General features: G+C 30.5%; 18 protein-coding genes. All 18 read left to right on the top strand.

Annotation, left to right across the window (positions count from 1 at the left end; all coding sequences use genetic code 11):
- Nucleotides 1–17: 17 nt before the first annotated feature.
- Nucleotides 18–530 carry a F0F1 ATP synthase subunit B gene (gene atpF / locus C7381_RS06000; RefSeq protein WP_034546921.1) on the top strand — a complete coding sequence of 171 codons (513 nt, stop codon included), beginning with the start codon at nt 18–20 and terminating at the stop codon, nt 528–530.
- Complete coding sequence (atpH, locus tag C7381_RS05995; protein WP_116480279.1) at nt 518–1,063, top strand: ATP synthase F1 subunit delta; 546 nt, start codon at nt 518–520, stop codon at nt 1,061–1,063. The genes atpF and atpH overlap by 13 nt, the downstream gene beginning before the upstream one ends.
- A complete protein-coding gene (gene atpA, locus C7381_RS05990; protein ID WP_116480278.1) occupies nt 1,063–2,571 on the top strand; it encodes a F0F1 ATP synthase subunit alpha in 1,509 nt (502 codons plus the stop codon). Before atpH ends, atpA begins: the two co-directional genes overlap by 1 nt.
- A gap of 9 nt (nt 2,572–2,580) precedes the next feature.
- Nucleotides 2,581–3,450, top strand: coding sequence for an ATP synthase F1 subunit gamma (atpG, locus tag C7381_RS05985; RefSeq protein WP_116480277.1), 870 nt, complete (start codon nt 2,581–2,583; stop codon nt 3,448–3,450).
- Between the two features lie 9 nt (nt 3,451–3,459).
- The gene (atpD, locus tag C7381_RS05980) at nt 3,460–4,854 is read left to right on the top strand and encodes a F0F1 ATP synthase subunit beta (protein WP_034546932.1); all 1,395 of its coding nucleotides are present in this window, start codon (nt 3,460–3,462) and stop codon (nt 4,852–4,854) included.
- Between the two features lie 9 nt (nt 4,855–4,863).
- Nucleotides 4,864–5,250 carry an ATP synthase F1 subunit epsilon gene (gene atpC / locus C7381_RS05975; protein WP_034546934.1) on the top strand — a complete coding sequence of 129 codons (387 nt, stop codon included), beginning with the start codon at nt 4,864–4,866 and terminating at the stop codon, nt 5,248–5,250.
- A gap of 286 nt (nt 5,251–5,536) precedes the next feature.
- Nucleotides 5,537–6,256: a hypothetical protein gene (locus C7381_RS05970; RefSeq protein ID WP_034546938.1), complete on the top strand. Its 720-nt coding sequence runs from the start codon at nt 5,537–5,539 to the stop codon at nt 6,254–6,256.
- Between the two features lie 17 nt (nt 6,257–6,273).
- Nucleotides 6,274–6,699 (top strand): prepilin-type N-terminal cleavage/methylation domain-containing protein, encoded by a 426-nt coding sequence (locus tag C7381_RS05965; RefSeq protein WP_116480276.1) that lies wholly within the window; start codon nt 6,274–6,276, stop codon nt 6,697–6,699.
- Complete coding sequence (locus C7381_RS05960) at nt 6,662–7,138, top strand: hypothetical protein (protein WP_133240931.1); 477 nt, start codon at nt 6,662–6,664, stop codon at nt 7,136–7,138. The genes C7381_RS05965 and C7381_RS05960 overlap by 38 nt, the downstream gene beginning before the upstream one ends.
- Nucleotides 7,135–8,421, top strand: coding sequence for a hypothetical protein (locus C7381_RS05955; protein ID WP_116480274.1), 1,287 nt, complete (start codon nt 7,135–7,137; stop codon nt 8,419–8,421). The genes C7381_RS05960 and C7381_RS05955 overlap by 4 nt, the downstream gene beginning before the upstream one ends.
- Complete coding sequence (locus C7381_RS05950) at nt 8,414–9,739, top strand: hypothetical protein (RefSeq protein WP_116480273.1); 1,326 nt, start codon at nt 8,414–8,416, stop codon at nt 9,737–9,739. The genes C7381_RS05955 and C7381_RS05950 overlap by 8 nt, the downstream gene beginning before the upstream one ends.
- Nucleotides 9,717–10,163, top strand: coding sequence for a prepilin-type N-terminal cleavage/methylation domain-containing protein (locus C7381_RS05945; protein ID WP_116480272.1), 447 nt, complete (start codon nt 9,717–9,719; stop codon nt 10,161–10,163). The genes C7381_RS05950 and C7381_RS05945 overlap by 23 nt, the downstream gene beginning before the upstream one ends.
- The gene (locus C7381_RS05940; protein ID WP_116480271.1) at nt 10,160–10,555 is read left to right on the top strand and encodes a prepilin-type N-terminal cleavage/methylation domain-containing protein; all 396 of its coding nucleotides are present in this window, start codon (nt 10,160–10,162) and stop codon (nt 10,553–10,555) included. Before C7381_RS05945 ends, C7381_RS05940 begins: the two co-directional genes overlap by 4 nt.
- 4 nt (nt 10,556–10,559) lie before the next feature.
- On the top strand, nt 10,560–11,042 hold the full coding sequence (locus C7381_RS05935) for a hypothetical protein (protein ID WP_133240930.1): 483 nt from the start codon (nt 10,560–10,562) through the stop codon (nt 11,040–11,042).
- Nucleotides 11,029–11,928 carry a hypothetical protein gene (locus C7381_RS05930; RefSeq protein ID WP_116480269.1) on the top strand — a complete coding sequence of 300 codons (900 nt, stop codon included), beginning with the start codon at nt 11,029–11,031 and terminating at the stop codon, nt 11,926–11,928. The genes C7381_RS05935 and C7381_RS05930 overlap by 14 nt, the downstream gene beginning before the upstream one ends.
- 151 nt (nt 11,929–12,079) lie before the next feature.
- Nucleotides 12,080–12,637 (top strand): elongation factor P, encoded by a 558-nt coding sequence (gene efp / locus C7381_RS05925; RefSeq protein ID WP_034546952.1) that lies wholly within the window; start codon nt 12,080–12,082, stop codon nt 12,635–12,637.
- A gap of 12 nt (nt 12,638–12,649) precedes the next feature.
- Complete coding sequence (locus C7381_RS05920; protein ID WP_034546955.1) at nt 12,650–12,997, top strand: CD1247 N-terminal domain-containing protein; 348 nt, start codon at nt 12,650–12,652, stop codon at nt 12,995–12,997.
- Nucleotides 12,998–13,009: 12 nt separating this feature from the next.
- Nucleotides 13,010–13,384 (top strand): Asp23/Gls24 family envelope stress response protein, encoded by a 375-nt coding sequence (locus tag C7381_RS05915; RefSeq protein WP_052085440.1) that lies wholly within the window; start codon nt 13,010–13,012, stop codon nt 13,382–13,384.
- Nucleotides 13,385–13,456 lie beyond the last annotated feature (72 nt).

Genomic DNA, 13,456 nt, shown 5'->3' with positions numbered 1-13,456 from the left:
CTATATAGGAGAAGTAAATGAACATTACAGTTAATGTTTTGCCTGATCTTCTCAACTTTACGGTTTCTGTTGTTACAACAATTGTTTTATATTTTATTTTAAGACATTTTCTTTTTAAACCGATACAAGAACTTCTCCAAAAGAGAAAAGATTATATAGATGGAAATTTACGTGAAGCAGAAAATAATTTAGCAGAATCTAACAAAATCAAAGATGAATACCAAAAGAAATTACTTTCATCTAAAGAAGAAGCAAGAGACATTTTAAAAGATGCACGTAAAAACTATGAAAGTATTGTATCTGAGGCTAAACAAGATGCATTAAGCGAAAAAGAAAAAATCCTACAATCGGCTGAAAATGAAGCGAAATCAATGAAGCAAAAGGCTCTTTCCAGTTTAAAGGATGAAATCATTGAGATTGCGGTGAACGCTGCAAAGGATTTATCCGGTGAAAATGTTAATTCAAAGAAAGCTGCAGAATTTACAGAAAAAAGATTGAACTCTTTAAAGGATTCAAAATGGCAAGAATAGGATTAACATACGCAGAAAGTCTTTTTTTATTGTCTGAAGAGAAAAAAGAGACTGAAAAAGTTTTTGAAAACTTCAAAAGTTTTATTAAAACAATGAAAGAAACTGAAGATATCAGAAAGTTTCTATACAGTCCAATCTTTTCAAAAGATGATAAAAAAGATTTGATTGAAAAGATTTTAAAAGATGAGTCTGTAACTTTCAAAAATTTTATTAAAGTTATTATAGACAAAGGAAGAGAGAGATATCTAGACGAATCTTTTGGAGAATTTAAAAAACTTTATCTTGAAAAGTCAAAAAAAGTCACTGCAAGTGTTGAAACAGCATTTGATTTGACTGATGATCAGGTTGTAAAAATAAAGCAATTTATCTTTAATAAGACAGGGAAAGAAGCAATTGTTGAACAAAAGATAAACAAGGATCTCATAATGGGGGTTAGAATTTTTGTTTTAGGACAAGAAATCGACCTTTCACTAAAGGGTTCTTTTGATAGATTAGAGCAAAATTTAAAAAATAGAATTGAGGTGAGTGGATAGTGAATCTTAGACCGGAAGAAATTACTTCCGTTATTAAACAAATGATTGACAAATACGACGATGATATTTCCACCTCTGAAGTTGGTACTATAATTGAAGTAGGGGACGGAATCGCAAGATTATATGGTTTAGATAACTGTATGGCGGGCGAACTCCTTGAATTTGAAAATGGAGTTTATGCTATGGCTCAAAACCTAGAAGAAGACAATGTAGGTTGCGTTCTTCTCGGAAGCGATGCTGAGCTTAAAGAAGGTACTAAAGTAAGAAGAACCGGTAGAATTGTTGAAGTGCCGGTTGGAGATGAATTAATCGGTCGTGTTGTGAATGCCTTAGGACAACCTATTGACGGTAAGGGTGAAATAAAAACTAAGAAATTCAGACCAATTGAACAAAAAGCACCGGGTGTAATAGAAAGAAAGAGCGTCAGTGTTCCTCTTCAAACAGGAATAAAGGCAATAGATTCAATTATTCCTATAGGCCGCGGTCAACGTGAACTTATAATCGGTGATAGACAAACCGGTAAAACAGCAATTGCCGTTGATACTATTATCAATCAAAAGGGCAAAGATGTCATTTGTATTTATGTTGCAATTGGACAAAAAATGTCTACAGTTGCAGGTATTGTAGATACTTTAAATAAATATGGTGCGATGGATTACTCGATTGTCGTTAATGCGAGTGCAAGTGAACTTGCTCCTTTACAATATATTGCACCTTATTCAGGAGTTGCAATGGCAGAAGAATTTATGCACCAAGGAAAAGATGTTTTGATTGTTTATGATGACTTATCAAAACACGCTGTTGCATACAGATCCATGTCGTTGCTTTTGAGACGTCCGCCGGGAAGAGAAGCATACCCTGGAGATATTTTCTATCAACACTCAAAACTTCTTGAAAGAGCTGCCAGACTTGATGACAAATACGGTGGAGGTTCCATTACCGCACTTCCTATTATTGAAACACAAGCAGGAGATATTTCAGCATATATTCCTACAAACGTTATTTCTATTACGGATGGACAAATTTTCCTTGAAACAGAATTATTCTTCTCAGGTCAACGTCCTGCTGTAAACTCCGGACTTTCAGTATCTCGTGTCGGTGGTAGTGCACAAATTAAAGCTATGAAGAAAGTTTCAGGTGGTATTAAGCTTGAACTTGCCCAATACAGAGAGTTAAAGTCATTTGCACAATTTGGTTCAGAACTTGATCAAGATACACAAAATAGACTTAACCATGGTCAAAAAATATTGGCAGTTTTAAATCAACCGCAATATTCACCAATGGATGTAAGTGATCAAATATTGATTCTTTTTGCCGTTACAAAAGGTTATCTAGCTGATGTGCCGGTAGAAAGTGTAAATGAATTTGAAAAAGAATTTATAAACTATATCCATGAAAAACACAGAGCTCTTCTTGAAAAAATAGATGACAAGAAAGAGTTAACCGATGACATTTTAGATGAACTTGTAGAAGCTATTAATACATTTAAAAGTAATTATAAATTTTAGAGGTGTATAATGGCTGAACAGATGAAAGATATAAAAAGAAGGATAAATTCAGTTTCAAGTATTAGGCAAATAACAAACGCTATGGAACTTGTCAGTACTTCTAAGATGAGAAGAGCTCGTCTTAGGCTTGAATCTACCAGGCCTTATTATACCACTGTTATTGAGAATATAAGAGAATTATTATCGGTGACCAAGGGTACAAAAACTCCTTTAACAGTTACAAGGGAGGTTAAAAATCGTTTGTATGTTATAATTACAGGTGATAGAGGACTTGCCGGGGGTTACAATAGTAATTTATTGAGATATGCGGAAAATAATATAGTTTCTAAAGAAGATAGAATTATAACTGTTGGTGTTAAAACCTACGATTATTTTAATAAAAGAGGCTATAATATTTATGACAAATTTTTTGGAGTTAGTGAGGATTTTACTTTTAGAGACGCAAAACATGTTGCAGACATTGTTCTAGAATTATATAAAAAGAAAGAAATTGATGAAGTTTATTTAATTTATACAATTTTCAACAGTGCACTTAGTCAAAATCCAACATCTCTAAGAATTTTACCGGCAGAGTTCACCGAAATTGAAAAACAAGAAAAGCTTTCATATGACGGGTACAATGATTTAATTGTTTTTGAGCCGTCTCCTGAAGCTATGCTTGATTATTTAGTTGAGGAATTTGCTGCAATATCTATCTACGGGGCACTCATAGAAAGTTCGTCAAGTGAACAGGCTGCGAGAATGCAAGCAATGAAGAGCGCCACGGATAATGCTAATGAGATGATAGATGATTTAAGTCTCAGATATAACAGAGCAAGACAAGCTAATATCACTCAAGAGTTAACTGAAATTGTCAGTGGTGCAGAGGCTTTAAAGTAAGGAGGGCATATGACAGAGAATATCGGGCATTTAAGTCAGGTTATTGGACCTGTTATCGACATAAAATTTGCAGATAAGATGCCAAATCTTTTAAATGCTATAAAGATAAAAAATAATGATGAAACCATAATTGCTGAAGTCACACAACACATTGGAGATGATGTAGCAAGATGTATTGCAATGAGCTCTACAGATGGTTTAATTAGAGGAATGGAAGCTATTGACACTGGGGCCCCTATAACTGTTCCTGTTGGAGATAAAACTCTAGGGAGACTTTTTAATGTTTTGGGTGAAACAATCGATAACGAAGCTCCGATTAAAAAGACACCGATGCTTCCAATTCACAGAGAACCGCCGGCTTTTGAGGACCAAATACCTGCAAAAGAAATTTTTGAAACAGGTATAAAGGTTATAGACCTTATAGCACCTTATTCAAAGGGTGGAAAGATTGGTCTGTTCGGTGGTGCCGGTGTTGGTAAAACAGTTCTTATTCAAGAGCTTATAAATAATATTGCAACCGAACACGGTGGATTATCAGTATTTGCCGGAGTTGGTGAAAGAACGAGAGAAGGTAACGACCTTTATTATGAAATGAAGGAATCGGGTGTTATTGATAAAACAGCTCTAATTTTCGGCCAAATGAACGAACCGCCGGGAGCACGTATGAGAGTTGCTCTATCTGGTCTAACAATGGCTGAATATTTCAGAGATGAAAAGAAACAAGATGTTTTGTTATTTATCGATAATATATTTAGATTTACACAAGCGGGTTCTGAAGTTTCAGCTCTACTTGGACGTATTCCTTCAGCAGTTGGTTATCAACCTACACTTGCAACGGAAATGGGGCAATTACAAGAAAGAATTACATCTACAAAGCAAGGATCTATAACATCTGTACAAGCTGTTTACGTTCCTGCGGATGACTTGACTGACCCTGCTCCAGCAACTACGTTCGCTCACCTTGATGCTACAACAGTTTTGTCAAGATCTATTTCAGAACTTGGAATCTATCCTGCAGTTGATCCGCTTGATTCGACATCAAGAATTCTTGATCCTAATATTGTTGGTGAAAGACACTATAATGTTGCAAGAAGAGTTCAAGAAATACTACAAAGATATAAAGAATTGCAAGATATTATTGCTATCTTAGGTATGGACGAGCTTTCTGATGAAGATAAGATTACAGTTGCAAGAGCTCGTAGAATTCAAAGATTCTTATCTCAACCGTTCAGCGTTGCAGAACAATTTACGGGTATAAATGGTAAATATGTTCCACTTCAAGAAACAATTAAGGGATTTGAAGAAATTTTGGACGGTAAACACGATGATTTACCTGAAAGTGCATTTTTATTTGTTGGTACTATAGAAGAAGCCGTAGAAAAAGCTGAAAGTATGAAAGGTTAGAGTATAGCTATGCAATTTTATTTAAAGATTGTATCTCCTGACAGACTATTTTTCGATGGTTATGTTGATAGTATTGTTGTGAAAGGAACTGAAGGGGACTTTGCAGTTTTACCTAACATGGCTCCTTTTGTAACTAAAGTCGCTATTGGAAAATTAAAAATAACAGTGGACAAGAATGATAAATATGCAGCTATAAGCGGTGGTTATATAGACATTAGAAACAATAAAGTCACAATGGTAGCTAATGCTTGTGAATGGCCTGAAGAAATTGATACTGAAAGGGCGGAAAAAGCAAAAGCTAGGGCATTAAAGAGACTTCAAAATAAAGAAGGCGATGTTTTCAGAGCAGAAATCGCATTGAAGAAAGCAATAAATCGTCTAAGTATTTCAAAATAGACTCGTGAATCGAGTCTTTTTTGATTTATTTTTATAATTACATCTTTAAATACAAAGAAAATATAAAGTATATATAAGCTAAAATAAAAATAAAAAATTTCATAATTATTAAATTTAAGTCTAAAACGAAATAATAAAATTAAATATTCTTAACAAATGCTCAATCATACTTTAGGCAATGCTTACAGAAATTATTAATTCTTTTTAACATTCTTACGGTCATTTTATCCATATTTTTCATTTATAATTTGGTATAATAGTACTAGTCGATAAATTGGAGGGCATTATGAACATCGGAGAATATGGACTACAAATTAATAATATTATTCATAATAAACCTATTCTTAAGGCGTCCGGAAGGAAAGTTGAAGCCTGTGTTGATTTATTTGATGTAGGAACGACCGTCATGTGCTGCACGGTTGAATATAACATTTATAGACACTTTATTAAGGATTTTGCTAATGTTTTGAAAAATTATGGTATTGGTGAAATGAGCGCTACTAATATTTCGCATTATCTACATGAAGACATTAACCGGTTTGATTTTTTAATAAATTTTTATGGATTTAAAAAGGGATCGTTTGACATAGATGCCATAAACGATCTTGAGCAAATTGCATTAGATGAAGACAAATTAAGTGATTTACATTATAAAAAATACTTATATGAGTTTGATATTAGTGATATAAGAGTAAAAGAATTAAAAAAACATTTATTTTTAAAAATAATGCAAAATGACATTATATCAAAAGATAAAAAGCAAATGTTAGAGGATTTTTTTAGAAAGACATTTAAACCTGCTATCATGGATATTAACAATAAGTTAGCAACACAATTTGTAATTGTAGGCGATAAAATTATTCCTGAAGAAGACTATCTAACAAATAACCAAATGTTTAATATATATTTGGATATGAAGAAGTTGTTTCTAAAATATGTTGATAATCAGTATTTTGATTCGTATTTTAAAGCTATCAATAAGATGGTTTTAAATAGATACAAATAATTTTAGGAGGTTTTTCTATGAATAAGAAAAATTCAGAAAACAGGATAAAAGCGTTTACTCTTTTAGAAGTCTTAATTGTGCTTGTAGTAATTTCTATCTTACTACTGGTTGGTCTTCCAAGTTTGACAAAATTTACAAAGTCAGCAAAGAAAAGAGCAGATGAACTCAATATGCTTACTATTAAAGAAGCAGCGGCACTTTATTTAGTAGAAAATACTGCAGATAAAGTTGATACGAAAACATTAATAGAGAAGGGATATCTTGATGTTAAAAAATTAAGCAAGGGTTCTACTACTAACCCTGGACAAGAATTAATTAGTCCTCTCACAAATAAGGCATATACAATAACTGTAAATCCGCCTACTAATAACAGTGATGATAAAGCATATATTGTTGTATCTAACGGTGAAGAAACTACAAGTACAGGAGCACAAGGTAATTAGTAAAACTATGTATTTGGTTTCAAAAGTTATAATAGCAATTTTGTTATTAGTTTCTTCATTTGAAGATTTTAAAAACAGTTCTATAAGATTGAAATTACTTGTCGGAATTTTATTTTGGCAAGTCGTTTCTTTTTTTATAAATTTTATTAATGGTTACAAAATTTTAATATTTGAAAGATTAATATTAGCTTCTGCTGTCATTTTTGTTTATTTTTTATTTATAAGAAAAAGAGAATTATTAGGAGAAGCGGACGTAATATTTGTTTCGATGCAACTTATATCTTTAAGAGTCCAAGATTTTTTAGTATTTTGGTTCTCACACTTAATTTTGGCACTTGTATTCAGTTTGTTATTTTATAAAAGATTTAAAGGCAGAACACCAATGTATCCCATATACTTCGTATCAGAAGTAATTCTGATTATAAGGAGACTAATATGAATAAAGAGGAAATAATTTTATTAACCAATAACTTTATATCTTATTATGAAGATGGAATGAAGATTTATAACCCGCCATTTTCTTTTGTTGACTCAAAGGGAAGTTTTATATATGATAAACTAAGTATATTGATAAATAAGGTTATAAAAAAATTAAATAAGAAAAAGGTGTTTTTATATTACATAGACCCTAGTATGAAAGTGTTATTTCCGACAAGTTATGATGAAGTTAAAGAAATTTCAGGCATAAATAATAAAACAGATTTAGATAATTACTTATATAAAAAGGTAGACACTGAGGAATATGAGGGTAGGATTCTAAGCCAAAATGATTACAAAGCTATAGTCTGCCGCAAAAAAAGAAACAACAGTATACTGTCTAAAGTTTCAAAAGAAATGTCGGCAGATGTTTTATTGTGTGAATTGTTAGAGGTTTGTGCATCTTCTGCACAGAAAAATAATGCAACAGATGTCTACATGTTTTTTGGAGATCAAGTTTATTTTTATTATCTTTTCAGAGCAGGTGAGTTTTCGAATTTCTCCTATAAAAATCGCATTTTAAATAATAACGAAGACTCATATGATTATGAGGAACAAAAGTCGGTTGAAATGGGCGATTTGGGAACACTTCTTTCGACGGTGGGCCATATAAAATCGGAGCTTAAATCTACGGAAAATGCAAATTTTAATTTTTTGACTTTTGAGAAAAGAGCAGAAAATATCGAAGAGTATTTGCAAACTCTGGTATTTAAAAAAATTAATATTTCGAATGATATTTTTGAATTTATTTCAAGGGAATCATCAAAGACTCCTTTAATAATTTTTAATGAAGAGAATGAAAGAATTGGGAAAAAACTTGATTATTTTCTTGTTTTGTACTATTTAATTCCGCTTGTAATACTGATTTTTACAGCATTTAAAGCAGTTACTATCAGTGAAAGATGCGAGGATATTAAAAACGAATATATTACGCTTTCAAATAAATACGAAGAAGATTTTTCTAAGATTAATGCTATAAAAAGCGAAAATGAAGAAGTTCAGAAATTGAATGATTCATACAATGGATTTGTAGCACAATATGATTTTGCTGATATAAACAATATTAAATCTACTTTAAATCAACTTGTTTCAAAATACTCTATCAAAGATTTAAGTGTCGAAGGGAAGATAATACAATTTACTATTATTGCAGATGATGGACTAAAAATAGATAATTTTGAAATTGTTAAGAAAACGCCATATAAAGATGGATTTTTGTATAAAATGAGGTCGAAAAATGATTAATTTTAATGAAGATTTAAGTTTAAAGCAAATCATAAAAATTATCATACCGATATTATTTCTGTTATCTGCAATTGTTATTTATTCACTTGTTATTAAACCCAGTTTAAATGAGATTGAAGCTATGGAAGAAGGCATAAAAGAAAAAAATGAAGCAATATCTGAGCTAGCTGAAGATAGCACAGAAAGTGATGAATTGGAATACAATACAGCAACGGAAATAAAAGAATATGATAATTATATAGATTTCTTTACTGAAAAGCTTATCAATAAAAAGTTTAAATATGGGAATATTATGCCTAAACAACTTGATAACGATGAAGTTATTTATCCGTACGAAGTTGAAACAAAGTTAATCTTTGAGGATATAAAAGCTTTTTATGATATATTGGATAATGCTTCACATAATCTCACAAGTTTAAATATTTCTAAAAAGGATTACGGTTGGGAAGCTGATATCAAAAACATATTTCTTATGGATCAGTATTATGGATTAAGAAATATTGTTATAGACAATATTGGAATAGAGTCTTCTGATGACGTTTCAGATGATGAAGAAGAAAAAGACGGAGAAGGCAAAGAAAAAGACGAGGAGAAGAACGACGAGCAAAAAAAAGAAAGTTTTAGCTCTTCTCACAACGGTGCTGTAGAAATTAATGAAAAAAAGACGCAGTTAGTCGATTTTGAATTCGTTGATTTTAAAAATGAAAATTTTTTATTCTCTCCTATAAATCAAGGGGTAACATACGACTTTATCAAAAGGGAAGATAATTCAAATGAAACTGTGATTTTAAATGCATACAATTCAGCAGAAGAAGTAGGAGAGCTGGAGATGGAATTTAATAAATTTAACAGAATTGTTTGGGTGACAGATTCAGTTATTTCATTTGATTTTGACTCACTTGCCGGAAGCTTGCCGAATTTAAAGTTGGAAGTTATTGATTCGCACTCAAAAATTCAAAAGATAAATCCGAGTTTTAAAGATGGCAAAGTATTTTACGATTTAATTAATTTAGAATTTCCTGTTTTTATAAAAGGATTTTCTTTAAAGCTTGAGAGCGATTCCAGAAAGCATTTCTCTATTTCAAATGGTATTATATCAATCAAAGATGATATTTTAAATAATAAACCATGGGTGAATCAAATATACTCTGTTTCAACGTTCGACGCAAAAACAATTGATTCTTTGATGAAAATTTATAACAATAAAAATAAGGAAGAATTTATGAGATTAAATAAGATTAATACAGATTTTTATATATATAATCCATCATATTTTATGAAAACGGATAATCCATATGAAATTTTCAAAAAAGATTAAAGCATTTTCTCTTATAGAGGTTTTGATTTTTCTGTTTATTATTTCAATTATAGTCGGGATATTCTCTTTTGGATTCAATTCCTACAGGAATTATCGTGAAAAAGCAGCTCTTAGAAATGTAGTGAATAAGTTAAACTTTGCTAGAAAGACAGCAATAGCTGAATTTACAACTGTAAGAGTATATATTTCAAAGGACGAGACAGAATTTTTTATGTCATATAAAAATAAAAATGGGAGAGTAAAAAAATGTATTGCAACTTTGCCGCATCCTTTAATTGCAAGGTGTAAAGACAGCATTCAATTTACAAAAACGGGAGCCACCTCTATAGCAGGGACTATATATTTATATGGAATGAATAAAAACGAATATTATATTACTGTTGAGCCGGTAACAGGAAAGGTAAATTTGTATGATAGAAAATGAAAAAGAAAAAGAAAAATAAAAATAAAATTAAAGTTAAAGTTAAAGGTTTTGCAATAATTGAAATAATAATAAGTATTGCTATAATATCAATTTTTATAGCATATTTTGGGGTCTATTCAAATTTTTCAAACAATAATATACGTGAAACAAAACATAGAAGTGAGCTAATGGCTGTTGCAAGAGAAATTATTGAGAAATCGTCTTCGAATGGGCAACTTATTGATTTTGAGAAGATTAAAAATGATAATAACATTGAGATAAGTGTTGATAAAATAGAGGAAAAAAGCAGATATATAAAGTATGAAATGACTTTGAAAGATGTCAAAGGAAAAGAGTATAAGTATGTGTTTTCAATCGATAAAAGGACAAAAAAAGAAAGTAAAGGCATTTAGTGTTTTGGAAATTATAATTGCACTTATTGTAATTTCAATTTTAATATATACTTTTTATTCATCTGGAAACAATATTTTCAGAAATTTATTTAGAATGGATGAAAATGTGTCGAGAGGTGTAAGGCTGTCTTCAGTTGGAATGTATATCAAAAAATTTTCAGAGAATGCCGATTTAATTTTTAAAAATAAAGAGCTCGGAGATGTTATTATGTTTTGTAATATAAAAAGAAATAACAAATACGACTATTTTTATTTTAGATTTGATAATAATTCTGTTTATTACAAAGCTAAAAATGACTATGGCTTAAGACCTGACGAACTTAAAAACTTCTTCATAAAAATACTCAATAAAGACACAAACAAAATTGATTCAGATATTTCTGATTTTAAACTCACTATTGAAGATAATACTCTTAAAATCTACCTAAAAAATGAGACCGATGAATATATTGACTATATGAGGATTTTTAACTATGAAGAATTTTAGAGGTTTTATTTTGTATGGAGTTATACTATTTTTGTTAATAATATCAACTCTTATAGTGTATATAATTGAAAATACAAGCTTAAATAGATTAATTACAGAAAATTATGATAGGGAATATCAAAACTATCTAGATTGTTATTCCATTCTTTTAGAAAATCTTGAATCTAAGGATAAAGCAGCAGAACGGTTTTATTATTACAAACACAAGAATAAAACTTCAATTATCTTTTCAAATGATAATTTAAGATTCATTGCATCGAAAAGATTTAATAATTCGATATCTCTAAGTGTATATGATGGCAATAGAAATACATACACATCAGTAATATATCTTATACCAGAAATCTTTTATACATCTAGATCATATTTACTTTTAGATGAATTTGATAAATATAATATTCCAAATGAATTTAAAGAAGAACTCTTCGGAGGTGAGAAATTAAAGCTCATATATACAGATTTTATGTCTTTCTATTCTTTTATAGATAAAAATCTTACAATCAAATATGACAGTGATTATCTTTATATTTTAGATGACGATACAAATAAACAGGTATTGAAACCTGTTAATACAGATTTAGTATATATCCATTTTAAGGGATGTAAAATAAAAATTATACCGAGTAACAATACATCTTTAAAGCCTCTAATAGTTTCAGATGGAGATGTTGAAATTGAAAAAAATGGTGACGCTGTTACGTTACAGTGCCTTTTATTAACTACAGGAAATATTGAAAATAATGGTGTTAATTTAAATGGTAAGATTATTGCAAATTCAATTACAAACTTGGATGTCATAGAAGAAAATCAAAACTCAAATCTTTATTTTAGAATGCTCGAAAACATTAGAAGTCTTTATTCGTTTGATATTAAATCATTTCACTAAAAAATTTAATGAAATATTGAAAATTTTTAAAATTTAGTGTATAATATATTTAGAATTGACTGCTTAATAGGTGAATGACATCTGTTGAGCATTATCGTATATAGGCTCAAATTCTAAATTTACTATTGAGTCTTAATTTGAGGAGGTAAATATGATATCAGCAGGTGAATTTCGTAAAGGCGTAACTTTTGTAATGGATGGAGATGTTTATCAAATTTTAGATTTCCAACATGTTAAACCGGGAAAAGGAGCAGCTTTTGTAAGCACTAAGATTAGAAATGTTGTCAAGGGTGGAACTCGTGAAATGAATTTTAACCCTACAGAAAGATTTGAAAAAGCAAGTATTGAAACAAAAGAAATGCAATACCTATATCAAGATGGAGATTTATATTTCTTCATGGATACTGAAAGTTATGAACAACTTCCACTTGGACACGAAGAAGTTGAAGAAGCTTTACAATTCATTCGTGAAAATGACAATGTTCTTGTAAGATTCTTCGAAGGTAAACCATTTGAAGTTGAAGCACCTAACTTTGTTGAGCTCGAAGTTACACACACTGAACCGGGATTAAAGGGTGACACATCAGGAAGTGCCTCAAAGCCGGCAACTGTTGAAACAGGATATACATTGCAAGTTCCATTATTCGTTGATAATGGTGACATAATAAAAATTGATACACGTTCAGGAGAATATTTATCAAGAGTATAGGAGGTTAATTAAATGCAAGATTTAGTTAAGAAAGTTTCATATTTAAAAGGCTTGGCCGAAGGATTCAAACTAGATGAATCCAAAGATGAAAACAAGCTTATAAGTGGAATTCTCGATTGTCTTGAGATGGTTTCTGACGAATTAAATATTCTTCAAACTGATTTCAATCAGTTAGAGGAATATGTTAATATGGTAGATGATGATTTGTCGGATCTTGAAATGATTTTTGAAAATGACGATCTTTGGGATGATGACGATTTTGATGATGATGAAGATGATTCTTATACCGATTACAGTGATGATTGGTTGGATGATTGGGATGAAGATCAAGATGATGACGATGAGGACGATGAATTTTAAGGAGAGATTGATATGGATAACAGTATTCGCATAGGTGAAGGCAAAGTTACAATTACTGAAAATGTAATTGGTAATATTGCAATCATTGCTGCAGAAGAGATAGAAGGTGTTTCTAAAATCACTAAAAATGTCACTGCAACGATTACAGATATTTTTTCTAAGACTAAACAAGCCCAAGGAGTCAAAGTTGAATCGACTGAAGGTGATGTAGTTATTGAAATATCATTAGAATTGGTTTATGGTTCTATGATTGAAGAAGTGTCCAGAAAGGTACAATCTAACATTAAATTGAATGTTGAAAGTATGACAGGTCTTAATGTTAGGGAGGTAAATGTAATAGTTACAGGCCTCGCCGTTAACAAGAATGCTTTAGATAAGAAAAATTAATTCTTAGAATACTATAGACTGACTCAAATTAGATATTATCTTTTGAGTTGGTCTATTTTTTATAGAGGTAAA

Origin of the sequence: Ezakiella coagulans (assembly GCF_003096635.1) — a bacterium.
Taxonomy (GTDB): Bacteria; Bacillota; Clostridia; order Tissierellales; family Peptoniphilaceae; genus Ezakiella; species Ezakiella coagulans.
The sequence above is the reverse complement of the archived record's forward strand: the minus strand, read 5'-3'. Positions and strand labels throughout refer to the sequence as shown.